This window comes from Rathayibacter sp. VKM Ac-2928 (assembly GCF_022815545.1).
GTDB lineage: Bacteria > Actinomycetota > Actinomycetes > Actinomycetales > Microbacteriaceae > Rathayibacter > Rathayibacter festucae.
Window position 1 is genome coordinate 547,866 of record NZ_JALGRU010000001.1, and the last position, 24,612, is coordinate 572,477.

A 24,612-nucleotide genomic window follows, 5' to 3' on the forward strand; every position below is an offset into this window, starting at 1 on the left:
CCTCCCGGGTGAGTGCCAGAATCGCTGTTGGCACTCGCTCCAGTCGAGTGCCAACGACGGAATTCCCCTGACGTCCGGGAGGGACGAAGAACACACATGGCCAAGATCATTGCTTTTGACGAAGAAGCCCGCCGCGGCCTCGAGCGTGGACTCAACACCCTGGCCGATGCGGTCAAGGTGACCCTCGGCCCGCGCGGCCGCAACGTCGTGCTCGAGAAGAAGTGGGGCGCCCCCACCATCACGAACGACGGCGTCTCGATCGCCAAGGAGATCGAGCTCGACGAGCCGTACGAGAAGATCGGCGCCGAGCTCGTCAAGGAGGTCGCCAAGAAGACCGACGACGTCGCCGGCGACGGCACCACCACCGCGACCGTCCTCGCCCAGGCGCTCGTCCGCGAGGGCCTGCGCAACGTCGCGGCCGGCGCCGACCCGATCAGCCTGAAGAAGGGCATCGAGAAGGCCGTCAAGGCCGTCACCGCCGAGCTCGTCGCCGGTGCCAAGGCGATCGAGACCAAGGAGGAGATCGCGGCCACGGCCTCCATCTCCGCTGCGGACCCCGAGATCGGCGCGATCATCGCCGAGGCGATCGACAAGGTCGGCAAGGAGGGCGTCGTCACCGTCGAGGAGTCGAACACCTTCGGCACCGAGCTCGAGCTGACCGAGGGCATGCGCTTCGACAAGGGCTACCTGTCGCAGTACTTCGTCACCGACCCCGACCGCCAGGAGGCCGTGTTCGAGGACCCGTACATCCTGATCGTCAACTCCAAGGTCTCGAACATCAAGGACCTCCTCCCCGTCGTCGACAAGGTGATCCAGGCGGGCAAGCAGCTGCTGATCATCGCCGAGGACGTCGACGGCGAGGCGCTGGCGACCCTGGTCGTCAACAAGATCCGCGGCATCTTCAAGTCGGTCGCCGTCAAGGCCCCCGGCTTCGGCGACCGTCGCAAGGCGCAGCTCCAGGACATCGCGATCCTCACCGGCGGCCAGGTCATCTCCGAGGAGGTCGGCCTCAAGCTCGAGAACGTCACCCTCGACCTGCTCGGCTCGGCCCGCAAGGTCGTCATCACCAAGGACGAGACCACGATCGTCGAGGGTGCCGGCGACGCCGAGGCCATCGCCGGTCGCGTCGCGCAGATCCGCGGCGAGATCGAGAACACCGACAGCGACTACGACCGCGAGAAGCTCCAGGAGCGCCTCGCGAAGCTCGCCGGTGGCGTCGCGGTCATCAAGGCCGGAGCCGCGACCGAGGTCGAGCTCAAGGAGCGCAAGCACCGCATCGAGGACGCCGTCCGCAACGCGAAGGCCGCCGTCGAGGAGGGCATCGTCGCCGGTGGTGGCGTCGCCCTCATCCAGGCCGGCAAGCTCGCCTTCGAGAAGCTCGAGCTGGTCGGAGACGAGGCGACCGGCGCGAACATCGTCAAGGTCGCCATCGATGCGCCGCTCAAGCAGATCGCGCTGAACGCCGGTCTCGAGCCCGGTGTCGTCGCCGCCAAGGTCCGCGAGCTGCCCACCGGACACGGCCTCAACGCCGCGACCGGCGAGTACGTCGACCTGATCGCCGCCGGCATCATCGACCCGGTCAAGGTCACGCGCTCCGCTCTGCAGAACGCCGCCTCGATCGCCGGTCTGTTCCTCACCACGGAGGCCGTCGTCGCCGACAAGCCCGAGCGGAACCCCGTCGCCGCAGGCGGAGACCCCACGGGTGGCATGGACTTCTAGTCCGACCCGAACGACGCAGAAGGCGGTTCCCCTCCGGGGGAGCCGCCTTCGGCGTTCCCGGGCGGCGTCCTCGGCCCGCAGACGGTCGAGGACGCCGCCGGCGGGTCAGAACGCGAACAGGCGCGCGTTGGCCTCCTCGGTCTCCGCGTACTGCTGCCCCGCCGCCCCCAGGGCGAGCGCGATCGACTCGAGCCCGTCGTCGACCTGCCCCTGCGTGGTCCGCCAGAGGCCGACCACCCCCTGGAACGCGGTCGAGGCCTGCCCCGTCCACGAGCTCTCGAGGCCGGTGAGCAGGCCGAGCATGCCGGCCACCTCGGCGCGGATGCGGTCCGCGGAGCCGTGGATCGAGCCGCTCGCGGTGCTGATCGCCTCGATGTCGGTCTGGAAGTGGGTCATGTCAGGTCCTCTCACTTGTCCGCGCCGTTCGGCGCGTGGGAGAGAACCTAGGGCGGACCGCGTCGGCCGCGCGGGCCGTCAGGCCGCAGCTGGGGACGGATCGCCGTCCGGGTCGACGGTGAGGAGAGGCAGGGCGACCCGGAAGGTGGCGCCGCCGCCCGGAGTCTCGACGACGTCGACACGGCCCTTGTGCGCCGCGACGATGGAGGAGACGATCGCGAGCCCCAGGCCGCTGCCGCCGGTCTCGCGGGTGCGCGAGGTGTCGGCGCGCCAGAAGCGCTGGAAGATCTTCTCCCGGATCTGCGGCGGGATGCCCTCGCCGTGGTCGATGACCTCGAGGAACGCCAGCCTCCGCGCGCGGTCGACGGCGACGCCGACCTCGATCGGGGTGTCCTCGGGGGTGTAGCGGACGGCGTTGCCGATCAGGTTGGTCAGCACCTGGCGGATCTTGTTCTCCTCCGCCATCACGAGCGCCGGGACGCCGACCTGCTCGGGCTCGGGCGCGGTGCCCGCGGCGAGGTCCTCGGCCGGCACGCGGCGGGGGCGGCGGCGGAAGCGCGCGAGGCGCGCGCCGGCGGCCGCGATCGGGCCGGTGAGCCCGGCGGCGGCCGGAACCTCCATGGTCTGCGTCGCGGTGCCGGACGGCTCGTCCATCTCGAGCGCGGGCGTCTCGACGGGGGTGTCGTCGCGGGTCTCGACGCCGAAGTCGCGGTCCGGCCAGGAGGCCATCGCGTCCATGGCGGCGTCGCGGGCGAGGGGCATCAGGTCGACGGGGGAGAGGGCGAGCGGCTTGGTCTCGTCGAGGCGGGCGAGCTCGAGGAGGTCCTCCACGAGGCCGCCCATCCGGATCGCCTCCTTCTCGATGCGCTCCATCGCCTGGCCGACCGCCTCGGGCGTCTGCAGCGCGCCCATCCGGTAGAGCTCGGCGTAGCCGCGGACGGAGACGAGGGGGGTGCGCAGCTCGTGGCTCGCGTCGCCGACGAAGCGGCGCATCTGGTCGATGGTGCGGGCGCGATCGCGGAAAGCGCTGTCGATGCGCACCAGCATCGCGTTGAGCGAGCGGTTGAGGCGGCCGACCTCGGTGTTCGGCGTGGTGCCGTCCAGGCGCTGGCTGAAGTCGCCGTCGGCGATGGCGGCGGCGGTCTGCTCGACCTGGCGCAGGGGAGCGAACGTGGTGGTGACGAGCAGCCGCGTCAGCATCGCGCCGATGACGACGATCGCGACGCCGAACCCGAGGAAGATCGTCAGGTAGATCGTCATGATGTTGTCGATGTCGCGGGTCGACGTGGCGAGCAGCAGCGTCTGGTAGTCGTTCCCGCGGGAGTAGACCGTCGAGACGGCGTGGTACTCGATCCGGTCGTTGACGCTCATCAGCGTGTTCGGCTCGCTGGAGGCGTTCAGGGCCTCCTCGATCGTGTAGCGCGAGGGGAAGGCGGGGTCGGTGCCCTGCGCAGCGTTGGAGTAGACGAGCGTCCCCGAGGAGTCGTACACGGCGCCGTAGTAGTCGTCGGACTCGGAGAACTGCGAGACCCCCTGTGCCGACAGGTCGGTCGCCACCTTCTGCACCTTGTCCGCGAGCTGCGCGTCGAGCTGGGAGATCAGCTGCGGCTTCAGCATCGTCATCGTGCCGATGCCGGAGACCAGCAGGCCGAGCGTCAGCAGGAGGACGGTGACGGCCGTGATCTTCGTGCGCAGCGAGATGGAGTTCCACCGCTCGGCCAGACCCTGGTGCATGGCGGTGGAACTCCCTCGAGATCGTGCGGGCGCCCGCCCCCTCACGGGGCCGGCGCCGGGGCGGCGGAGGTCAGACCTTCGCGACCTTCAGCATGTATCCGAATCCTCGCTTGGTCTGGATGAGCGATTCCTCCGAATGCGTGTCGAGCTTACGTCGCAGGTAGGAGATGTAGGACTCGACGATGCCCGCATCGCCGTTGAAGTCGTACTCCCAGACGTGATCGAGGATCTGCGCCTTGCTGAGCACCCGGTTGGGGTTGAGCATCAGGTAGCGCAGCAGCTTGAACTCGGTCGGGCTCAGCTCGACCGGCTCGTCGCCGACGAGGACCTCGTGCGTGTCCTGGTCCATCGTGAGCTCGCCGGCGCGGATGACCGCGTCCTCCTCGGCGTGCATCGTGCGGCGGAGGATCGCCTTGATGCGCGCCACGATCTCGTCGAGGCTGAACGGCTTGGTGACGTAGTCGTCGCCGCCGACGGTGAGACCGGTGATCTTGTCCTCGGTGTCGTCCTTCGCCGTGAGGAAGAGGATCGGCGAGGTGTAGCCGGCCGAGCGCAGGCGCTTGGTGACGCCGAAGCCGTTCATGTCCGGCAGCATCACGTCGAGGATGATGAGGTCCGGCTCCTCCTCGAGGACTGCGGAGATCGCCTGGGCGCCGTTGCCCACCGCGCGCACGGCGAAGCCGGCGAAGCGGAGGCTCGTGGTGAGCAGGTCGCGGATGTTGGGCTCGTCGTCGACGATGAGAATGCGGGGTCCGTCCATGCGGACAGTATCTGCGCGTGGCCTGGATGAAGTCTGGGAGTCGCGTGACCGGTTGCTCGTCGAGGGCTCGGCACGGCCGGAGAGGTCTCCGCTAGGAGGAACGGCGGCGGCGGACGCCGACCACGAGCATCGCGATCATCATGAGGAACGCGATCGGCAGGCCGACGAGCGGCAGCGCGAGGACGAACTGCCAGAGGCTCCCGCTGTAGTCGCGGACGCCCATCATCGGCGCGACGAGGACGGCGATGAACGCGATGACGGTCACGACGATGATCGCGACGAACATGTAGGCGAGCACGCGCTCCGCGCGTCCGATACCCGCGGGCTGCTGTGGCTTCACGGGTCAAGGATAGGGCGGGTGCCGTCCTCTAAACTGATGGCTGCTTCATTTCCAGGAGGGGTTCTGCATGCCTACCGGCAAGGTCAAGTTCTACGACGAGGAGAAGGGCTTCGGCTTCATCAGCACTGATGACGGCCAGGAGGTCTTCCTGCACGCTTCCGCGCTGCCCTCCGGGACCGCGGTCAAGGCCGGCACCCGCCTCGAGTTCGGCATCGCCGACGGCAAGCGCGGTGCGCAGGCCCTCTCGGCCCGGATCATCGACACCCCGCCCAGCATGGTCAAGCTCAGCCGCAAGTCGGCCGACGACATGTCCGTGATCGTCGAGGACACGGTCAAGCTGCTCGATGGCATCGGCACCGGCCTCAAGCGCGGCCGCTACCCCGACAAGGCCCACGGGCGCACCATCGCGACGCTGCTGCGCCGGGTCGCGGACGAGCTCGATGCCTGACGCCGGCGAGACGACCGGCGATCCTTCGCCCGAGACCGACGAGACTCCGGACACCGGGTCCGAGGCCACGACCGAGGGTCCCGTGGACTCGCAGGACGGCGTCCCGGCGTTGCGCACTCCCGTGCCGGCGGTCTGGAGCGACGAGATCGACGAGGAGGACGAGGACGACTCCGACGAGGACTCCGACGACGGAGGAGACCCGGACGCCGGGTCCGCAGCGGCCGCCGGAGAGCTGGAGCCCGCGCCCGTGTACGAGCTCGACGCCGTCCTCGCCGGCTCGGAGGACCGAGCGCGCGAGGCGCTCCTCGACATCACGACCGCCGACACGATCGGCGACCTGGTCGCGACGCTCGCCCAGGGCGAGCACGTGGTCTCGCTGCAGTTCACGAATCTGATGCGCGGCTACCCGGGCTGGCTCTGGACGGCGACGCTGTCGAGGATCGACGAGTCCGGGGACGTCAACGTCCTCGAGGTCGAGCTGCTGCCGGGCGAGGGCTCGGTGCTCGCGCCCGACTGGGTGCCGTGGTCGGTCCGGCTCGCGGACTACCGCGCGGCGCAGGACGCCAGCGGTGAGCGCGACGAGACCGAGGACGACGAGTACGACGACGACACCGTCGTCGACGGCGACGCGGCGGAGGCGGACGAGGACGAGATCCTCGACGACGACGAGGCTGACGACGACTCGGACGAGGACGACTCGGACGACGACGACGACGACGACTCCGACGACTCCGACGAGGACGACTCCGACGACGACGACGACTCCGATGAGGACGACTCGGACGGCCAGGACTCCGGCGCCGAGGACGGGTCGGTGGCCTCGGCCGCCGGACGACGCGGCGGCAGCGGTCGCGGACGACGGCGCCGCCGCCGGTGAGGACCCGGCCGAGCGGGGACGCCCTCGCTCGGCCACGGCGCCGACCTCGCGCACCACGCGCGCGGACGCCGGTGGATCAGCGGCGGTTGCGACTGTAGAACAGGCCGATCGTGCCGAGGACGACGCCGATCACGACGGTCGACAGGACGAGCGGCGGTACGGACGCGCCGGCCGCCACGGCGATCAGCACGCCGACGAGGGCGAGCACCCAGACGATGCAGCCTGCGAGGAGCGCCGTCGCGTCGTCGGAGGCGTAGGGCGGGGGAGCGGGGCGGCGCTCGTCCGGACGGAGCCAGAGCCTCATCCCGCGCCTCCCCGTTCCCCGGTCGCTCAGTCGGCCAGGCGCTCGATGACGTGGTCGATGGAGCCGAGCAGCGAGCGGACGTCGTCCGGCTCGATGGCGACGAAGGTCGCCACGCGCAGCTGGTTGCGGCCGAGCTTGCGGTACGGCTCCGTGTCGACGATGCCGTTCGCGCGCAGGATCTTCGCGATCAGCGCGGCGTCGACGGAGGCGTCGAAGTCGACGGTGGCGACGACCTGCGAGCGGTGCTCGGGCACCTCGACGAACGGGGTCGCGACCGGCGAGGCCTCGGCCCAGTCGTAGATCGCCGACGAGGACTCGAGGGTGCGCGCCGACGCCCAGGCCAGTCCGCCGCTCTCGTTCATCCACTGGAGCTGCGACTCCATCAGCAGCAGAGTGGAAAGGGCCGGGGTGTTCAGCGTCTGGTTCAGGCGCGAATTGTCGACGGCGTTCTGCAGGCTCAGGAACTCGGGGATGTAGCGGCCGCTCGCCGCGATCCGCTCGATCCGCTCGATCGCGGCCGGCGAGAAGAGGCCGAACCACAGGCCGCCGTCCGAGGCGAAGTTCTTCTGCGGAGCGAAGTAGTAGACGTCGGCCTCGGCCGCGTCGAAGTCGATGCCGCCGGCGGCGCTGGTCGCGTCGATCACCGTGAGCGCGCCCTCGTCGCCGTGCACGCGGCGGACCGGCGCCATGACGCCGGTGGAGGTCTCGTTGTGCGGCCAGGCGTAGACGTCGACGCCCTCGAGGACCTCGACCTCGCTGCGCGATCCGGCCGGGGCCGAGACGACGTGCGCGGGCTCGAGGAACGGCGCGGACGCCGCCTTCGCGAACTTCTGGCCGAACTCGCCGAAGGTGAGGTTCTCGGCGCGGCGGTCGATCAGCGAGAAGGCGGCCGCGTCCCAGAAGGCGGTGGAGCCACCGTTGCCGAGCAGGACCTCGTAGCCCTCGGGGATGCGGAAGAGCGTCGCGAGGTGCTCGCGCACGGACCCGACCAGGTTCTTCACCGGGGCCTGCCGGTGCGAGGTGCCGAGGAGGTGCGCGCCCTGCGTCGCGAGGTGCGCGAGCTGGTCGTGCCGCACCTTGGACGGGCCGCAGCCGAACCGCCCGTCGTGGGGGAGGAGCTCGCGAGGAATGGTGACGTCCGGCATGCGTTAATACTAGGGTTCCCGGCCCGCCCCGCCTTCGACCATCGGAGGCCCTGCGCCCTGCCCCGTCGACGGAGACGGGACACGGTGCCCAGTAAGGTTGTGCGCGCTGAGACCGGAAGGCTGAGATGACGGATCTGATCGACACGACCGAGATGTACCTGCGCACCATCCTGGAGCTGGAGGAGGAGAACATCATTCCCCTGCGGGCCCGCATCTCCGAGCGGCTCAGCCACTCGGGCCCCACCGTCTCGCAGACCGTCGGCCGGATGGAGCGCGACGGCCTCGTCGTCGTCTCCGGCGATCGCCACCTCGAGCTGACCGGCGACGGACGCCGCAAGGCGATCCACGTCATGCGCAAGCACCGCCTCGCCGAGCGCCTCCTCCACGACGTCATCAAGCTCGACTGGGAGTTCGTGCACGAGGAGGCGTGCCGCTGGGAGCACGTGATGAGCGAGCAGGTGGAGCGCCGCCTCCTCGAGATGCTCGACCACCCCACCGAGTCGCCCTACGGCAACCCGATCCCGGGGCTCGACGAGCTGGGCGACACCCCGGCGTCGCGCTTTGCGGACGGCGTCATCAGCATCCCCCGCTTCGTCGCCGGCTCGGCCGAGCCGCAGCGCGGCACCGTGCGCCGGCTCGGCGAGCCCGCGCAGGTCGACCCGGAGCTGCTGCTGCAGCTCAAGCAGGCCGGCGTCGTCCCCGGGGCCGAGGGCGAGTTCTCGGCGCTCAACGGCTACGTGCTCGTGCGCATCGACGGCGCGGAGGCGGGCATCGAGCTGCCGAACGAGGTCGCTGCGCACATCTTCCTCGTCAGCTGAACGTCCGCTCCACGCGCACTACAGCATCGGAGGGTCGGAGCGGGACACGATCTCGTCTCCGGTTGGTGACAAATCGGTAACGGTCGCTTACGCTCTGTGGAGCCCTGCGCCCGAACCCCGGTCGTGAGGCGCGGGGTCCGACGTCCCTTCCCGTCTCGGACTCCGTGAACGCCGATGCTTCGCGCACTCGAGACGGGACAGCTGCCTGGGCTGGCGGGACGTCGGAGGTCCTCCCCCTTGCCCCAGAACCCCACCACCCCCGCCGGTTCCCCCGACCGGTTCCGCTCCACCCACCCGGACAGCCCCCGCAACGCGTCCTCCTTCGAGAACCGTCCGCCGGTGATCCGCGCCCGCTACACCGACGAGGCGCCCGTCGCCCGCCGGGCCGTGCCCACGGCGCCGTCCCGCCGGGCCGACGTCACCGACTTCGTCCCGACGCCTGCCGGCTCGCCGCGCAAGCGCAGCCGCGGCCGCACGATCGGCAAGGTCGCCATCGTCGGATTCGCCGGAGCGCTCGTCGCGACGATGGCGCTGCCGGCCTACGCCTTCTCGCCCGGCACCGAGAGCGACGGGCTGTTCGCCGCCTCGCAGGCCGACCTTCTGCGACAGGGCGACGCGCAGACCGTCGCCGTCGCCGGGGGAGTGGTCCAGGCCGCGATCGCCCGCGACGGCTTCACCGCCGAGGCCGCGCCGCCGCCGCCCGAGCCGGAGCCGGTCGTCGAGCCCGTCGTCGACACCAGCGACGTCGCCGAGGCCCGCGCCGAGACCGCAGAGAGCTTCAACTCCTACGAGGGCGCCTCGGCCAGCGAGCTCGCGGCGAGCGCGCCGAGCACGAGCTACAGCCTCTCCGCCGTGTTCGACACGGCGCTGCAGTACCAGGGCGTGCCCTACGTCTTCGGCGGTGCGGACCCGAGCGGCTTCGACTGCTCCGGCCTCGTCATGTACGTCTTCGCGCAGTACGGCATCTCGATGCCGCACTCGGCGGCCGGCCAGGCGGCCATGGGCACGCAGATCCCGGTGTCCGAGGCGCAGCCCGGCGACCTGGTGATCATGCCCGGCCACGACGGCTTCTACGCGGGCAACGGCAACATCCTGCACGCGCCGTACGAGGGCGCGAGCGTCCGCGTGCAGCCGATCTGGACGACCGACTACACGATCGTCCGCATCTCCGGCTGACGACGACCGCGAGCATCGGCCGAGAGCCCGTCCCCTCACCGGGGCGGGCTCTTCCGCGTGCCCGGCAGTGCCGGCCCACCGCGCGCCGTGTGAACTGCGGATGACGAAAACCCCGGTTCCTCTGGTGTTCCGGGCGCGAAGGGTTAATCTGAATCTCAGTCCGCTCGCGTGGCGAGCGGAGCGATTCGTCGAGGGACGGAGTGCCGGGATGGCCGAGCGGAACGGGCACCACTGCGTGGGGCTGCGTTCGCGCGTGCGGCGCACCGACGCGATCCGGGCGGGGATCCTCCTCGCCGCACTCCACTCCGCCGACACTCGGATACGGCACCACGTCACCGTGCGGCTCTGCGCCGCGGCCTCGAAGGGCGCCGTCATCACGACGGCGCCCTTTCGCGTGGTCGCGGCGTCTCCGTGCGGCGGCGTGCGACAGCACGGAGGTCACTGATGCGCACACTCGTCCTCAACGCCGGCTACGAGCCGCTCGCGGTGGTGTCGTTCAAGCGGGCGCTGGTGCTGCTGATGACCGAGAAGGCGATGATCATCGTCGCCGACCAGGAGCACCCGGTGCACGGAGCGACCGGCGACTACATCCGGCCCTCGGTGATCGTGCTGACGCGCTACGTCCGCATCCCGAGCTCGCGCAGCGTGCCGGTCTCGCGCCGCGGGGTGCTGCGGCGCGACAACCACCGCTGCGGCTACTGCGGCCAGCACGCCAACACGATCGACCACATCCAGCCGAAGTCGCGCGGCGGGCGGGACACCTGGGAGAACCTCGTCGCCTGCTGCCACCGCTGCAACAACGTCAAGAGCGACCGCACGCCGCTCGAGATGGGCTGGCAGCTGCGCTCCGTGCCGCGGATGCCGCGCGCCGGCTCCTGGCTCGTGCGCGGTGCCGAGCGCACCCAGCCCGAGTGGGACGACTACCTCACGGCGGCGGCCGCCTGACCCCCGCCGCGAGATGCCACTTGTGCACGCCCGACACGGCGTGTCGCGTGCACAAGTGGCATCTCGCGGGGTGCGGGGCGGAGGTGGGGGCGGGGCTACTCGTTGTCGCCGCCGGTGGCCTCGGAGGCGTTGCCGGAGCGGGAGCCGGACCAGGTCCAGTTCGCGACCTCGGGGATGTCCTCGCCGTGCTCGCGGGTGTACGCGCGGGCGCGGATCCGGGCGTCCTGCATCTCCTGGCGGAGGCCCGCCGCCTTCGCGCCGAGGCCGGGTGTGCGGTCGATGACGTCCATCACCAGCGAGTAGCGGTCGAGGTCGTTGAGCATCACCATGTCGAACGGCGTGGTCGTCGTGCCGTTCTCCTTGTAGCCGCGGACGTGCAGGTTGCCGTGGCCGGTGCGCTTGTAGGTCAGCCGGTGGATCAGCCACGGGTAGCCGTGGTACGCGAAGATCACCGGTCGGTCGGGCGTGAAGACCGCGTCGAACTCGCGATCGGAGAGTCCGTGCGGGTGCTCGGACTCGGACATCAGCCGCATCAGGTCGACGACGTTGACGGTGCGGATCGCGAGGTCGGGCAGCGCCTCGCGGAGGATGCTGACGGCCGCGAGGGTCTCGAGGGTCGGCACGTCGCCGGCGCAGGCCATCACCACGTCCGGTGACGCGCCGCGGCGCTCGTTGCTCGCCCACTCCAGGATGCCGAGGCCGCGGGTGCAGTGCGCCACCGCCTCCGCCATGGTGAGCCAGGCGGGAGCGGGCTGCTTGCCGGCGACGACGACGTTGACGTAATCGACGCTGCGGAGGCAGTGGTCGTAGACGGAGAGCAGCGTGTTGGCGTCGAACGGCAGGTAGACGCGCACCACCTCCGGCTTCTTGTTGACGACGTGGTCGATGAAGCCCGGGTCCTGGTGGCTGAAGCCGTTGTGGTCCTGGCGCCAGACGTGGCTGGAGAGCAGGTAGTTGAGGCTCGCGATCGGGCGGCGCCACTCGATGTCGCGGGTGCCGTCCAGCCACTTCGCGTGCTGGTTGAACATCGAGTCGATGATGTGGATGAAGGCCTCGTAGCAGGTGAAGAGCCCGTGCCGGCCGGTGAGCAGGTAGCCCTCGAGCCAGCCCTGGCACTGGTGCTCGGAGAGCACCTCCATCACGCGGCCGGCGCGGGCGAGGTGGTCGTCGAGCGGGCTGAGCTCGGCGTTCCACTGCTTGTCGGTCGCGGCGTAGACGCTCTGCAGCCGGTTGCTGGCGACCTCGTCGGGGCCGAAGATCCGGAAGTTCGCCGGGTTCTCGCGGATGACGTCGGCGAGCCACTCGCCGAGCACCTTCGTCGCCTCCGCGACGGTGCCGCCCGGCTCGTGCACGACGACCTCGTAGCGCCGGAAGTCTGGCAGCCGGAGGGTCTGGCGGAGCAGGCCGCCGTTGGCGTGCGGCGTCGCGCTCATCCGCAGCTCGCCCTCGGGGGCGAGTGAGCGGACACGGTCGGCGATCCCGCCCTCCTCGGTGAAGAGCTCCTCCGGACGGTAGGAGCGCATCCAGGTCTCGAGCAGGCGGGTGTGCGCCTCGGTGTCGCGGGCGTTCGCGAGCGGGACCTGGTGCGCGCGATAGGTGCCCTCGACCTGCACGCCGTCGATCTCCGCGGGGCAGGTCCAGCCCTTCGGGGTCTTCAGGATGATCATCGGCCAGGCCGGGCGGGTGAGGTCGCCCTCGGCGGCGCGCGCCTTGATCGCGGCGATGCGGTCGAGCACGGTGTCGAGGACCGCGGCGAAGCGCTCGTGCACGCGCATCGGGTCCTCGCCGTCGAAGCCGCCCTCGACGGTGAACGGCTCGTGGCCGTAGCCGCGCATGAGACTCTCGAGCTCCTCGTGCGGGATGCGGGCGAGGACCGTCGGGTTGGCGATCTTGAAGCCGTTGAGGTGCAGGATCGGCAGCACGACGCCGTCGGTCGCGGGGTTCACGAACTTGTTCGAGTGCCAGCTGGTGGCGAGCGGGCCGGTCTCGGCCTCGCCGTCGCCGACCACGGCGGCGACCAGCAGGTCCGGATTGTCGAAGGCGGCGCCGTAGGCGTGGCTGAGCGAGTAGCCGAGCTCGCCGCCCTCGTGGATGCTGCCGGGGGTCTCGGGGGCGGCGTGGCTCGGGATGCCGCCGGGGAAGCTGAACTGGCGGAAGAGGCGGCGCAGGCCGTCCTCGGTCTCGTCGATGTGCGAGTAGATCTCGCTGTAGGTGCCGTCGAGGTAGGCGTTGGCGACCATGCCCGGTCCGCCGTGGCCGGGGCCGGTGATGTAGAGGGTCGGCTGCGCGCGCTCGGCGATGGCGCGGTTGAGGTGCGCGTAGATCAGGTTGAGGCCGGGAGTCGTGCCCCAGTGCCCGAGCAGGCGCGGCTTGATGTGCTCCCTCGCGAGGGGCTCGCGCAGCAGCGGATTGGCGAGGAGGTAGATCTGGCCGACCGCGAGGTAGTTCGCGGCGCGCCACCACGCGTCGATCGTGTCGAGGGTGGCGGGGTCGAGCGGACTGTCGTCGCGGGCGGCCCAGACGTGCTGAGCAGCGGCGGTGGTGAGGGATGCGGCCATGCTGCAACGCTCCCAGGCGAGCGGGCGGGGCGGAAGGGCCTTGCGGGCGGCGGGGCCTTGCGGGTGGCGGGGCGCCGTCCGGACGGGGCTGCTCGCCGCAGAACATCAGCTGAGACGGGAGGGCATCGCTCCTCAGCGGACGCCCCCCTCGCTCAGCTGATGTTGTGCGGCCGGATCAGCCGCGCGGGGTGGCTCGGCCCAGGATCAGGGCGCCGAGGACCGCGGACAGGACCGTCGGGACGAGCAGCAGGGCGAAGGCGCCCGTGAAGCCGATGGCCTGGAAGGCGAGCCAGACGGAGTCCCAGCTCTCGGTGAGGGTGAGCAGGGCGATCAGGCCGACGATCAGCGCGGCGAGGGCGAGGAAGAAGACGGTCATCCCCGTGGCCCGCCAGCGGACGAAGACCGCGGCGACGGCCGAGCCGGCGAAGAAGAAGAACAGGAAGAGGCTGAAGACCGCGAAGGTCTGGGCGAGCCAGGAGACGTCGCTGTAGGGGGCGGCGCGGAACATGTAGCCGCCGAGCCCCCAGCCGTTCGTCGCCTGCTCGAGCGCGGACATCGTGGAGTAGAGGACGGTCCAGGCGGCGGACATGCCGAAGAAGGTTAGTGCTGTGCCGAGGGAGTAGTCGCGGCGGGTCGAGCCGTAGCCCAGCGCGAGGGCGAAGGTGACGTTGGTGGCCTGGACGGCGACGACCAGCATGTAGATGAAGATGAAGGTCGTGCCGCCGGTGATCTGCACGCCGGAGTCGCCGCCGGCGGCCGGGACGCCGACCATCCGCAGCACGAGCAGCCAGATGATCAGGCTGCCGACGAAGATCGCGCCGAGGATCGCGAGCGGAGTGACGAGCAGCGTCGCCGGGTTCGCGAGGTGCAGGCGGACGATGCTGAGCAGGCGGTGGCGCGCGACGGAGCGCTGCGGGGCGAGGGCGGTCATGAGGCGGCCTTTCCGGTGGTCAGCTGGACGACGAGCTGCTGGAGCGAGACGGGCTCGAGCTCGAGGCCGCGGTGGCGGGCCTCGTCGCGGTCGGCGGTGCCGAGGTGGGGGAGCGTCGCGGTGGCGAGGCCGCCGACTCCGCTCCGGGAGAGGACCTCCCGGCCCTCGGTGAAGGAGTCGACCGCCGCACGGCTGCCGGTGACGGTCGCGGCGGCACCGCGCAGCTCCTCCGTGTCGCTGTCGACGAGCAGGCGGCCGTCGTCGATGACGAGGACGTGCTCGAGGAGGCTGCTGACCTCGTCGATCAGGTGGGTGGAGAGGACGACGGTGCGCGGGTGCTCGCCGAAGTCGGCGAGCAGGCGGTCGTAGAAGAGCTGCCGGGCGACGGCGTCGAGGCCGAGGTACGGCTCGTCGAAGAAGGTCAGCGGGGCGCGGGAGGCGAGGCCGACGATGACGCCGATCGCGGAGAGCTGGCCGCGGCTGAGCTTCTTGACGCGGCGGTCGAGCGGGAGGCGGAAGTCGACGATGAGCTCTTGGGCGAACTCCTCGTCCCAGCCCTCGAAGAACCAGCGGGCGCTGCGGAGGACGTGCGTGACCTTGAAGTCCTCCGGGTACTTCTGGCTCTCCTTGATGAAGCAGGTGCGGGAGAGGACGGCGGCGTTCTCGACGGGTGTCTCGCCGAAGACGCGGATGCTGCCGGTGCTCGCGAACTCCTGGCCGGTGAGCAGCGACATCAGGGTGGTCTTGCCGGCGCCGTTGCGGCCGAGGAGGCCGTGGATCCGGTTCTCCTCGAGGGTGAAGCTGACGTCGGCGACGGCGTGCGTGCTGCCGTAGCGCTTGCTGAGGCCGGCGACCTCGATGACCGCGCTCATCGCGATCCTCCTTCGATGTCGGTGATCATGGCGGTGAGCTGCTCGCGGGTGAGGCCGAGCTTGGCGGCCTCCGCGAGGAGCGGTGCGACGAACTGGTCGCGGAACTGCGTGCGGCGCTTCTCGACCAGGCGGTCGCGCGCTCCCTCGGCGACGAACATGCCGATCCCCCTCTTCTTGTACAGGACGCCCTCGTCGACGAGCAGGTTCACGCCCTTGCCGGCCGTGGCCGGGTTGATGCGGTGGAACGCGGCGAACTCGTTCGTGGACGGGACCTGGTCCTCCTCGGGCAGCGCGCCCGCGATGATGTCGTTCTCGATCTGCTCGGCGATCTGCAGGAAGATCGGGCGGGAGTCGTCCATGGGGCTCCTTCCCTCGGTGTCGGTGGTTCGTGGTGTGTTGGTTCGTTGGTGCAGTAACTAACCAATCATGCAGCTCGTGCCGTGTCAAGAGCGACGGCTCCGGGCGATCGGTACACTGGACGGCACCGGCCTCTGTAGCTCAATGGAAGAGCGACTCCGTCCTAAGGAGCAGGTTGGGGGTTCGAGTCCCTCCAGGGGCACCACTGCTCTTCTCTCCGCGAATCGCGTCCGGTCGTTCGCCGGATCCCGTTCGGCGGCACGGCAGCTGCGTCCGCGGCGCTCCGGTGGCCACGCTCGATCGAGCACTGTGAGGCGGCGTCAGGCGCCAGTCCGGCGATGCTGAGGGAAGCTCGCCTATCGTTGTCCGCAGAGACCTCGGGTTCCTCGGTCAGTGGTGCGCCGTCCGCCGTCAGCGGAGGTGCGGATGCGCTGGACGGGGCGCGGCGGGAGCCGGCCGGTGTGCGGTGGGCGTCTCGCGTTGCTGCGCTCGCCGATCGTCCCGCTCGCGCTCCTCGCGTTCGCGGTCTACTCGGTCTACTCGATCTCCCGGGCCGACCAGCTGCTCACGGCGGGGTACGACCTCGGCATCTTCGACCAGGCGGTGCGGGCGTACTCGCAGTTCCGTCCGCCGCTCTCGCCGCTGAAAGGCGACGACTTCACCCTGCTCGGCGACCATTTCCATCCGATCCTCGTCGTCCTCGCTCCGCTGTACTGGATCTGGGACGACGCGCGGGTGCTGCTCGTGGCGCAGGCCGCGCTGGTGGCCGGCTCCTCCGTCTTCGTCTGGCGCGTCGCGCGCCGGCGCGTGGGAGTGGGGGCGAGCTGCCTGCTGGCCGTGGGCTATCTCCTCGGCCGGCCTTTGCAGTCGCTGGCCGACTTCGACTTCCACGAGGTCGCGTTCGCGGTGCCGGTCCTCGCCTGGGCGGTCGACGCCTTCGACAGGAGGAGTGATCGCCAGCTCGTCGCCGCGTCGGCGGTCCTCCTCCTGATCCGGGAGGACATGGGGGCGGTGGTGCTGATCCTCGGACTGCTGCGAGCGGCGAGGAGACCGAGGATCGTCGGGGTGCTGCTGGCGTGTTCGGGGGCCGCGGCGTTCGCGGTCGTCGTCGGGGTGGTGATCCCTTCGATCGGCGGACGCGGGTACGCCTACTGGGACTACGGAGCGCTCGGAGCAAGCGGGGGCGAGGTCGTCCGGACGATGCTCGAGCGGCCGTGGATGGTGGTCGGGCTCTTCTTCACGCCGATCGTGAAGACGATGACGCTTCTGGGGCTGCTCTCACCCCTCCTCCTGTTTCCGCTGCTCTCGCCGGTGTCGCTGCTCGCGCTGCCGCTCCTGGCCGAGAGGTTCCTCTCCGACCGGCCCGCGCTCTGGACGAGCGGGTTCCACTACGACGCGCCCGTCTGGGTCGTGCTGGTCCTGGGCGCGATCGACGGGGGAGGACGGCTCCTGCGGCGGCTTCCGTCCTCCGAGTGGAGAGCTCGGTCGGCGCTGGTCGTCGGCGCGGTCGTCTTCGCCGTGCCGGTGATCGGGACGATCGTGTGCCTCGACGACGAGGCCTTCCCGCTGGCGCGGATGGTCACCGGCGATACGTGGTCACGGACGGCGCATCGAAGGGATCAGGTCGCCGCGATCGAGAGGGTGCCGGCGAGCACGTGCATCGCGGCCGACGACCGGCTCGTACCCCTGCTGACGTGGAGCAACCGGGTATCGCTGCCCGGCGTACTCAGTCGGCCGCCCGACTTCCTCCTCCTGGACCTGAGCCAGGAGGAAGCGGGGTCGGTGCGCGGGCTGGAGCTGCGGACGACCACGATCCGCGACGACGCGCTGGCGGACGGGTATCGCGTCGTCGCGAGGTTCGGCGAGGTGGAAGTCCTCGAATCGCCTCAGTACCGAGGACCGTCAGCTGAGTGCGCCCGCTGACGCGTGGGTGCAGCTGGGGCTGCCCGCGTCGGGTGAGGCCGATTCGTCGGCAGTCCGGTCACTCGTCGACCTCGTAGTCGGCGATCTGGTCGATCGTCACCCGGTGGTAGGTGTCGAGCTGCTCCTCGACGCCGTCGGGGCAGAATCCGTCGACGACCTCCACCTTCTTCGATCCCAGCTCCCCGAGGTAGCGGACGCAGAGGAGGACACTGGCGGGTCTCGTTGAGAACGGTCCGCTCGACAGCTGGCCGCGGATGGTGATCAGCGCATCTGCGGTGATATCGGCGCTGGCTCCAAAATAATCGAGGCCGGTGATCCAGTTGCCGCCGGATGAGATGGTCGACTCACCCTTCACCCACAGATCCGCTCCACCGTATGCGGATCGAGCTTCGTTCTCCACTTGCTTCTCGACGCCCGACGGCGTGCGCTGTTCGGCGAAGACCTTGCCCATGTACTCGCCCAGCCAGTGCACACGATAGGCGGCGTCGCGATAAACGAAGTCTGCAACCTTCGACGATGTGCAGGCCGACAGGGCCAGAAGAGTGGCGACGCCAATAGCGACGGAGGTGAAGACCCGTCGACCTGATCCCTCAGTTCCGGCCGGGCGCGAAATATAGCTCGTCATTGGTCAACACCTCTGAGCGCTGCGTGCATGACCTGTGCGTAGAGTGCCGCAACCATGCTGTTCCGGTGGAACGACTGCTCTGAGACGCATACGGGAACGTGGGTGTGTCTGGTTCGATCCGAGGACCTGGAGTCGTCCGCTACTAGCTGAGAGCGCACCGGGCCACTGGTCGCATTCGGGTCCCCGCTCACTCGTCGACCTCGTAATCGGCCAGTTGGTCGACGGTCACCCGCTGGAAGGAGGGAAGCTTCGTCTCGACTCCGTCAGGACAACGTCCCTCAACGGCACTCACTCTCTTCGAGTTGAATTCGCCGAGGTAATGAACGCAGAGGAAGACGCTGGCGGATTCGGATCCGAAGAACTCATCTGACGACGAAGCCGCGATGGTGATCAGGGCGTCAGCGACGATGTGGGTCTCCGATGAGCCCTGGTCGATGCCTGTGATCCAGTTCCCGCCCCACGCGGCGTGCTGTTCGGTGTCGTCCCAGAGTCGGGCACGGGGGACCTCTGCTTCTGATTCGCGCCTGAGTTGCAGTTCGACGCCAGCGAAGTCGCTCTGTTCGGCGTAGACGTCGCCGAGGTACTCAGCGACGGTATGGACTCGGCGCGCTGCTCTGCCGAAGACGAAGACGTCGATCTCGGTCGGTGCGCAGCCGGCGATGAGGAGCAACACACTCCCGACGGCGGTCGCGCTTGCGATCCTGCGTCGAAGCGGTGCTCTTCGATCCATCGGCCGTGGTACTTCTCGCGTCATCGCCTCCGCGGCGATGTCGTCGACGCCGTCGCCGTCGTGGGTCACGTTCGAGAGCGAGACCTTCGGAGTACCGGCGAAGTCCCAGCCGATGGAGGTCGATCCTGCCGAGGTACTGGCCCAGGGTGGACCGGACGCCCGGCGCGAGGGATGCGAGAGGACGCGCATCGAGATCTCCTGATCGATCGGCCGGCCGAGATGCGGCGATTCGGCAAGGGTCCGGCGCGCGACCAGGGGTACGGAAGGGAACGGGAGAGCGCCTGAGGGGAACTGCAAGAAGCACGGTGCCACGCGGTGGTGTCGCGGGGATCATTCGAGGCGGAAATGCATCACTGTGGCAGTTCGCCGCAGTATTGGCGGATTTCGTCGAATCTGTCGTCCGTCGACGAGATTCAGGGTCTCCCTGCGCGGGCGCTCCTTGCTTCCGGGTCGCGGAGGAGGTGGCGTTGATCGTCGATCGAAATGCACATCGGCTGCCAGAACATTGATCGGCGCCGCTTCTGCGATGATCGGGCACCATCGGATGTACGGTGTCCGCACCACGCAGAGTCCGCTCACAATGCCGTTCGCGCTCGACGCGACGTCGAGCTCCTGGCGGCGTGCGGGCACGATCAAAGTGGCCGAATAGTCACTGGCAGACTTCCGGGAGCTTCGATGTCAATCGCGAAACGAATCATTGCTGTCTTCGGCATAGCAGGCGTTCTCGTGGCGTGTGCCGTTGCCGGTGTTCAGGTCGCCTTTGCCGGCCAGCAGGCGACTGGCGCGCGGTCCAGCGAGACCGTGAATCGCGTACCAAGGGCTGTTGCTGAGGACGAATCGGCTCCTGCTCCGAACGTCGCGCATCCTCCGGCAGCAGCGAGCAGCGCAAGCGCGGAGGACGGCGTGCCCCACTACGACGCCTCCAGTGACATCTCGCTGATCGCCTACCCCACGTCGTTCGACTCCGTCGAACTGGCGGCTGCGCGGGAGTGGGTCGAAGTTCAGTCCGAGACGGCGGGGTGCATGCGCGACAAGGGGTTCGATTACGACTTCGTGCTCTGGTGGGATCGACCGCTCTCTCAGAACGGAGAGGGTCTGCCCTCGTCCGACGAGAAGTACGGCTCGCCGGAATTCGAGGCGCTCTACGGCGATCCGTACGCCTCCGACGACGACGTGAGCAGCGGCGCGGGTTGTCGCGGACAAGTCCTCGCGAGGAGAGACGGGTAGGAAGAGAACATCCGCGACCGGTTTGTGCGATGTCCCTGCAGCCGCGAGCGAAGTGGCGAGGGAGGGGGCTTTCAGCGCAGCGCCTCGCCGTGGAACTCGGCGCGGTACTCCGAGGGGCTCGTGCCGTTGATGGCGCGGAACTGGCGGGAGAAGTAGAAGGCGTCGGAGTAGCCGACGGCGCGGGCGATGTCGGCGATCGAGGCGTCGGTGGTGATCAGGAGCTCGCGGGCGCGGGCGCTGCGAAGACGCTTGACGTACTCGACGGCGCTCATGCCGGCGGCCTTCTTGAAGAGGGCGGAGAAGTGCGACGTGCTCATGCCGGCGAGGGTGGCGAGCTCGGTGATACTGGTGGGGGAGTCGAGGTGCTCGCGGAGGTGGTCCTGGGCCATGCGGATCCGGTCGCCCGACTCGAGGGTGCCGCGGGTGCGGTCGGAGGCGAGCTGGGCCAGGAGGTTCCAGGCGGCGCCGCTCGCGGCGTAGAGGCTCGAGTCGGTCTCGTCGCGCTCGAGGGCGGCGACGGCGTGCTCGATCAGGGTCCTCGCGGAGAAGGCGTCGCGCGCGGTGACGACGGGGGACGTCCGCCCGTGGACGACGGCCGAGATCAGGGCGGCGGCATCGGCGCCGGCGACGTGCAGCCACCAGATCGTCCACGGGTCGTCGAAGTCGGCCCAGTACCGGTGCGGGGTGCCCGCGGCGATGACGGCGACCTCGCCGGGATCGACGCGAACGGTCGAGTCCGCGATCGAGACCCAGCCCCGGCCGGCGGTGCAGAGGATCACCACGGCCTCCCGCGTGCCCTCGGGGCGGCTGCGGCCGTGAGCGGCGGCGTGCGGGAAGTGTCCAGCATCCGTCACCAGCAGACGCTCGGTGATCGGGGCCGCGAGCGCCTCGGCCACCCGCGGTTTCGGGAGGACATGCAGGCGCTGGCCGAGGAAGCCGTCGGGGATCAGCATGTCGACGAGTGTAGGTCAGGCTAGAGAATCGTCCAGCTAATGGCGTCCAACGCTTCATTGGTCGGCGCTGGGCGCGTGCCTAGGCTGGCGCCATGCTCACTGCGGAGTACCCCTCGTCCCCCTACCAGCCGGTGCCGCTCGCGGACCACCTCCCCGAGCGCCTCACCATCACCCTCTGGGACTTCTCCTGGTACGTCCGCACCGGACCGGGCGAGCCCTTCGAGGATCTCGACGCGGCCTTCGCCGGCGCCGTCGAACGGGGGTACAACACCATTCGGATCTGCGCGATGCCGTTCCTGCTGTTCGAGTCCGGTCTCGATACCCGGGAGCTCCGGCTCGGACCGCTCGGCGGCTCCTACGCGCAGCGGGTGCGCTGGTACGACGTGGCCGAGCCGACCGTCATCGACGGTCGCGCCCACCTGCTCGCGCTGTTCGCGGCGGCGAAGCGGCACGGGGTGTTCGTCATCGTCTCGTCCTGGGAGTACCAGCAGTCCTCCTCGTTCGCGCTCGAACGGGACTGGTTCGACGCGCTGATGGCGGTGCCGCCGGAGGACCGCGCCGAGCGGCTCGCCGAGGCGCAGGCCGCGCTCGTCGTCTTCCTCGCCGAGCACGACCTCGACGACCGGATCGCCTTCGTCGAGCTGCACAACGAGGTGCAGGCGGGGCACCTCACCGAGGGGCTCGACTACGACCGCGCCGACCTCGACGCGGCGACGCTCGCTCTCACGCCGCGGCTCACCCGCGGCATCGACCGGTTCCACGAGCTGACCGACGGCGTCCCGTGCTCCGTCAACTACGCGCACGTGCCCGTCGGCGGGATGCGCGGGATTCCGTGGAACTCGGACGTGCTCATCCTGCACCCCTACATCTACGGGGTGCTCAACGAGTTCATCGCCGAGTTCGCGCTCCGCAGCCCGGTCGAGGAGTTCGAGCAGGACCTCGCCGCCGAGGCCTTTCTGCTCGAGGGCGCGCCGCCCATCGCGGAGTGGACGCTCCCGGCGGAGGACCAGTGGAAGCTGACCGCGACGATCGTCGGCAAGGGCGAGATCTACGCGCACGACTGGGGCGACGCCGAGCAGATCGACCGCTGGCTGTACGAGCGCTACGGCGCTCACCACCTCGAGATGCGCTCGACGCTGAGGATCTGGATCGCCGTCGCCGCCGACCACGCCGCCCTGCGCGGGGTGCCGCTCGTCTTCGGCGAGGGCTGGGTCGGCTACACGCCGCTCGAGGGCCGCTTCGAGGAGGGGCCGATCGGCGCCGAGTACTGCCGGCTCGCGATGCGCGAGTCGCGGCGGGTCGGCGCCCGGGGATCGATCGTCTGCTCGAACGGCGCACCCCAGCACCCGATGTGGGACGACGTCGCCCTGCAGCGCGAGTGCAACGCGATCTTCGCCGCGCCCGCCTAGGCGGATCCGGCGACGGCACGACCAGCACGACCAGCACGACAGAAGGACCGGCACCACAGCACAGCACGGCCCCCCGGCATCACGGAGTCAAGGAGGACACCATGACCAACGAACAGCGATTCCCGAACCTCACCCGACGAGGCTTCCTGTACGGCGCGACCGCGCTCGGCAGCACCGCGCTCCTCACCGGCTGCATGGGCGGCGGCGGGGGTGGCGGCGGCGCGGGCGGCGGTGGGATCGTCCTGCAGTCCTCCCTCTCCGACCCGGCCCCGAAGGCGGCACTCGAGGCGCTCGTGAAGAGCTACTCGAGCGGCTCCGTCACCCTCAACACGGTGGCGATCGAGCAGTTCCGCGCCCAGCTCTCCACCTATCTCACCTCGGGCAACCCGCCGGACGTGCTCACCTGGTACGCCGGCTCCGTCGCCCGCGACTACGCCGCGCAGGACCTGCTGCTCGACCTCTCCGACCTCTGGACCGGCGACGGCGCCGCGGCCGGCTACTCCGCCGCGCTGAAGGACCTCTCGACCGACGCGAGCGGCAAGCAGATCTTCCTGCCGACGAACTACTACTGGTGGGGCGTCTTCTACCGCAAGTCGGCCTTCGAGGAGTGGGGCGTGGAGGTTCCTACCACCTGGGACGAGTTCATGGCCCTCTGCGAGACGCTGCAGGGCCAGGGGATCGTGCCGCTCTCCAACGGCATCGGCTCCACGCCGTGGATGGCGTCCGGCTGGTTCGACATCCTCAACCTCCGCGTGAACGGCGCGGATTACCACAAGGAGCTCCTGGCCGGGAAGTCGTCGTTCGACTCGACTGAGGTGAAGAACGTCATGAAGTACTACGCCGACATCGTGCCGTTCATGGACCCGAACGCCCCCTCCTACGCCTGGCAGGACGCGGTCACGCCGCTGGTGCAGAAGAAGAACGCGATGTACCTCGTCGGCGCGTTCATCAGCCAGAACATGCCGGAGGGCGAGGGCGACGACCTCGACTTCTTCTCCGTCCCGGTGATCGACGCGAGCATCCCGAGCGCGGAGGAGGCGCCGACCGACGGCTACTTCGCCAGCGCGAAGACGAAGGACGCGGACGCCACCAAGGCCTTCCTCTCCTATCTCGCGGGGGCCGAGAGCCAGTCCGCCTACATCGCGGCCTCGCAGTCGTCGAACCTGCCGACCTCGCCCGACGTCGACACCTCGGTGTTCTCGCCGCTGGTGCAGAAGGGCGTCGCGCTGCTGGCCGGCACCGAGCAGATCACCCAGTTCTTCAACCGCGACTCCTCCGACGACCTGCAGACCACGGCCGACGCGGCGCTCACCAAGTTCATCGCCCAGCCCGGCGAGGTCGACAGCATTCTGAAGGAGTGGCAGACGGCGGCCGACAAGGTCTTCAACCCGTGACCGGGACGACCAGGGCGGCCGCCGTGGAGCGGCCGCCCGCCCCTTCGCCGGGGACGCCGCCGGAGCCGACGGCCCGCCCGCTGGTCCGCTCGGGGAAGGGGCGCCGGATCACCCGGGTGCCCGCGGTGGTCTGGCTCTTCCTGCTCATCCCGCTCGCGGTCGAGCTGGCCTGGGTCTTCTGGCCGGCGATCAACTCCTTCTACCTCTCGCTCACCCGGTGGAACGGGATCGGCGAGCCGGAGTTCATCGGCCTCGAGAACTTCACCGACCTCGGCTCCGACCCGATCTTCGCGACCGCGCTGGTCAACAACGTCATCTGGGTGGTCGGCTTCGGCGGGCTCTCCGTGGCGATCGGGCTGGCGCTCGCCGTCGCTCTGAACAAGCCGCGGCGCGGCGTCGGGATCTACCGCAGCGCGATCTACCTGCCGATGGTCTTCTCGCTCGCGGTGACCGGCCTCTTCTGGCGGGTGATCTACCAGCCGGACGGCGTCGTCAACAGCTTCCTCGGCGGGATCGGCCTGGGCGACCTCGAGCGGCAGTGGCTCGCGGACCCGACGCTCGCGCTCTACGCGGTGCTGGTCGCCGCGGTCTGGCGGCAGTGCGGCTACATCATGGTGCTCTACCTGGCCGGGCTGAAGGGTGTGGACCCGAGCCTCGAGGAGGCCGCGCAGGTCGACGGCGCCTCGCGGACGCAGCGCTTCTGGCGGATCGTGATGCCGCAGCTGAAGGGCGTGAACGGCGTCGTCTTCGCGGTCACCGTGATCGACTCGCTGCGCACCTTCGACATCGTCTGGGCGATGACCCGCGGCGGTCCGTACAACTCGACGCAGCTGCTCTCGACCTACATGTTCCAGGAGAGCTTCACCGTGCTGAACCTCGGCTACGGCTCCGCGATCGCGGTCGTCATCTTCCTGCTCGCGATCGTCTTCATCATCAGCTATCTCGTGCGCGCCACGAAGGAGGAGGACTGA

24 protein-coding genes and 1 tRNA gene are annotated in these 24,612 nt (G+C 69.7%); 12 read left to right on the forward strand and 13 right to left on the reverse strand.

Annotated elements, in window-relative coordinates:
- Positions 1 to 96: 96 nt before the first annotated feature.
- Entirely contained in the window at positions 97 to 1,719 is a 1,623-nt protein-coding gene (gene groL / locus MT350_RS02655) for a chaperonin GroEL (protein ID WP_123445169.1), read from the forward strand.
- 105 nt (positions 1,720 to 1,824) lie between these two features.
- On the opposite strand, the gene MT350_RS02660 is transcribed toward groL, so the two are convergent.
- The 4 genes from MT350_RS02660 to MT350_RS02675 form a co-directional block, all read right to left on the reverse strand.
- Positions 1,825 to 2,115 (reverse strand): WXG100 family type VII secretion target, encoded by a 291-nt coding sequence (locus MT350_RS02660; RefSeq protein WP_123735107.1) that lies wholly within the window; start codon positions 2,113 to 2,115, stop codon positions 1,825 to 1,827.
- Positions 2,116 to 2,193: 78 nt separating this feature from the next.
- Positions 2,194 to 3,849 carry a cell wall metabolism sensor histidine kinase WalK gene (locus tag MT350_RS02665; RefSeq protein ID WP_243598742.1) on the reverse strand — a complete coding sequence of 552 codons (1,656 nt, stop codon included), beginning with the start codon at positions 3,847 to 3,849 and terminating at the stop codon, positions 2,194 to 2,196.
- A gap of 70 nt (positions 3,850 to 3,919) precedes the next feature.
- Complete coding sequence (locus MT350_RS02670; RefSeq protein ID WP_085475163.1) at positions 3,920 to 4,609, reverse strand: response regulator transcription factor; 690 nt, start codon at positions 4,607 to 4,609, stop codon at positions 3,920 to 3,922.
- Between the two features lie 91 nt (positions 4,610 to 4,700).
- Positions 4,701 to 4,949 (reverse strand): hypothetical protein, encoded by a 249-nt coding sequence (locus MT350_RS02675; protein WP_243582849.1) that lies wholly within the window; start codon positions 4,947 to 4,949, stop codon positions 4,701 to 4,703.
- Between the two features lie 67 nt (positions 4,950 to 5,016).
- Here MT350_RS02675 and MT350_RS02680 point away from each other — a divergent pair, with 67 nt between their 5' ends.
- Positions 5,017 to 5,397 (forward strand): cold-shock protein, encoded by a 381-nt coding sequence (locus MT350_RS02680; protein WP_123445172.1) that lies wholly within the window; start codon positions 5,017 to 5,019, stop codon positions 5,395 to 5,397.
- Positions 5,390 to 6,274 carry a DUF3027 domain-containing protein gene (locus MT350_RS02685; protein WP_243598743.1) on the forward strand — a complete coding sequence of 295 codons (885 nt, stop codon included), beginning with the start codon at positions 5,390 to 5,392 and terminating at the stop codon, positions 6,272 to 6,274. The genes MT350_RS02680 and MT350_RS02685 overlap by 8 nt, the downstream gene beginning before the upstream one ends.
- A 76-nt stretch (positions 6,275 to 6,350) precedes the next feature.
- Here MT350_RS02685 and MT350_RS02690 read toward each other — a convergent pair whose 3' ends face one another.
- Both MT350_RS02690 and serC read right to left on the reverse strand, forming a co-directional pair.
- Positions 6,351 to 6,578: a DUF2530 domain-containing protein gene (locus tag MT350_RS02690; protein WP_243598744.1), complete on the reverse strand. Its 228-nt coding sequence runs from the start codon at positions 6,576 to 6,578 to the stop codon at positions 6,351 to 6,353.
- A 26-nt stretch (positions 6,579 to 6,604) separates the two neighbouring features.
- Positions 6,605 to 7,723, reverse strand: coding sequence for a phosphoserine transaminase (serC, locus tag MT350_RS02695; protein WP_243598745.1), 1,119 nt, complete (start codon positions 7,721 to 7,723; stop codon positions 6,605 to 6,607).
- Positions 7,724 to 7,848: 125 nt separating this feature from the next.
- Between serC and MT350_RS02700 the strand changes: the two genes are divergently transcribed.
- The 3 genes from MT350_RS02700 (at position 7,849) to MT350_RS02715 (ending at position 10,662) form a co-directional block, all read left to right on the forward strand.
- On the forward strand, positions 7,849 to 8,541 hold the full coding sequence (locus MT350_RS02700) for a metal-dependent transcriptional regulator (protein WP_123445176.1): 693 nt from the start codon (positions 7,849 to 7,851) through the stop codon (positions 8,539 to 8,541).
- 237 nt (positions 8,542 to 8,778) lie between these two features.
- Complete coding sequence (locus MT350_RS02710) at positions 8,779 to 9,717, forward strand: C40 family peptidase (protein ID WP_279392132.1); 939 nt, start codon at positions 8,779 to 8,781, stop codon at positions 9,715 to 9,717.
- Positions 9,718 to 10,161: 444 nt separating this feature from the next.
- Positions 10,162 to 10,662: an HNH endonuclease gene (locus MT350_RS02715; protein WP_243598746.1), complete on the forward strand. Its 501-nt coding sequence runs from the start codon at positions 10,162 to 10,164 to the stop codon at positions 10,660 to 10,662.
- Positions 10,663 to 10,757: 95 nt separating this feature from the next.
- On the opposite strand, the gene MT350_RS02720 is transcribed toward MT350_RS02715, so the two are convergent.
- From MT350_RS02720 to MT350_RS02735, 4 genes are all read right to left on the reverse strand, one after another.
- Positions 10,758 to 13,220, reverse strand: a complete 2,463-nt coding sequence (locus MT350_RS02720; protein WP_243598747.1) for a phosphoketolase — start codon at positions 13,218 to 13,220, stop codon at positions 10,758 to 10,760.
- A 175-nt stretch (positions 13,221 to 13,395) separates the two neighbouring features.
- Positions 13,396 to 14,151 carry an ABC transporter permease gene (locus MT350_RS02725; protein WP_243598748.1) on the reverse strand — a complete coding sequence of 252 codons (756 nt, stop codon included), beginning with the start codon at positions 14,149 to 14,151 and terminating at the stop codon, positions 13,396 to 13,398.
- Positions 14,148 to 15,023, reverse strand: a complete 876-nt coding sequence (locus MT350_RS02730) for an ABC transporter ATP-binding protein (RefSeq protein ID WP_243598749.1) — start codon at positions 15,021 to 15,023, stop codon at positions 14,148 to 14,150. Before MT350_RS02730 ends, MT350_RS02725 begins: the two co-directional genes overlap by 4 nt.
- Positions 15,020 to 15,382, reverse strand: a complete 363-nt coding sequence (locus MT350_RS02735) for a GntR family transcriptional regulator (RefSeq protein WP_123445182.1) — start codon at positions 15,380 to 15,382, stop codon at positions 15,020 to 15,022. The genes MT350_RS02730 and MT350_RS02735 overlap by 4 nt, the downstream gene beginning before the upstream one ends.
- 128 nt (positions 15,383 to 15,510) lie before the next feature.
- Here MT350_RS02735 and MT350_RS02740 point away from each other — a divergent pair.
- Positions 15,511 to 15,585: transfer RNA gene (locus MT350_RS02740), tRNA-Arg, on the forward strand.
- A gap of 275 nt (positions 15,586 to 15,860) precedes the next feature.
- Positions 15,861 to 17,303 (forward strand): DUF2079 domain-containing protein, encoded by a 1,443-nt coding sequence (locus MT350_RS02745; RefSeq protein WP_243615339.1) that lies wholly within the window; start codon positions 15,861 to 15,863, stop codon positions 17,301 to 17,303.
- Between the two features lie 58 nt (positions 17,304 to 17,361).
- Here MT350_RS02745 and MT350_RS02750 read toward each other — a convergent pair whose 3' ends face one another.
- Entirely contained in the window at positions 17,362 to 17,928 is a 567-nt protein-coding gene (locus MT350_RS02750; RefSeq protein WP_243598751.1) for a hypothetical protein, read from the reverse strand.
- 187 nt (positions 17,929 to 18,115) lie between these two features.
- On the reverse strand, positions 18,116 to 18,847 hold the full coding sequence (locus MT350_RS02755; RefSeq protein ID WP_243598752.1) for a hypothetical protein: 732 nt from the start codon (positions 18,845 to 18,847) through the stop codon (positions 18,116 to 18,118).
- A 486-nt stretch (positions 18,848 to 19,333) separates the two neighbouring features.
- Here MT350_RS02755 and MT350_RS02760 point away from each other — a divergent pair, with 486 nt between their 5' ends.
- A complete protein-coding gene (locus tag MT350_RS02760) occupies positions 19,334 to 19,885 on the forward strand; it encodes a hypothetical protein (protein WP_243598753.1) in 552 nt (183 codons plus the stop codon).
- A gap of 71 nt (positions 19,886 to 19,956) precedes the next feature.
- Here MT350_RS02760 and MT350_RS02765 read toward each other — a convergent pair whose 3' ends face one another.
- A complete protein-coding gene (locus tag MT350_RS02765) occupies positions 19,957 to 20,838 on the reverse strand; it encodes an AraC family transcriptional regulator (protein WP_243598754.1) in 882 nt (293 codons plus the stop codon).
- A 92-nt stretch (positions 20,839 to 20,930) separates the two neighbouring features.
- On the opposite strand from MT350_RS02765, the gene MT350_RS02770 reads away from it, so the two are divergent.
- From MT350_RS02770 to MT350_RS02780, 3 genes are all read left to right on the forward strand, one after another.
- Positions 20,931 to 22,247 (forward strand): cellulase-like family protein, encoded by a 1,317-nt coding sequence (locus tag MT350_RS02770; RefSeq protein WP_243598755.1) that lies wholly within the window; start codon positions 20,931 to 20,933, stop codon positions 22,245 to 22,247.
- A gap of 101 nt (positions 22,248 to 22,348) precedes the next feature.
- Positions 22,349 to 23,641 (forward strand): ABC transporter substrate-binding protein, encoded by a 1,293-nt coding sequence (locus MT350_RS02775; protein ID WP_243598756.1) that lies wholly within the window; start codon positions 22,349 to 22,351, stop codon positions 23,639 to 23,641.
- Positions 23,638 to 24,612, forward strand: a complete 975-nt coding sequence (locus MT350_RS02780) for a carbohydrate ABC transporter permease (protein ID WP_243598757.1) — start codon at positions 23,638 to 23,640, stop codon at positions 24,610 to 24,612. The genes MT350_RS02775 and MT350_RS02780 overlap by 4 nt, the downstream gene beginning before the upstream one ends.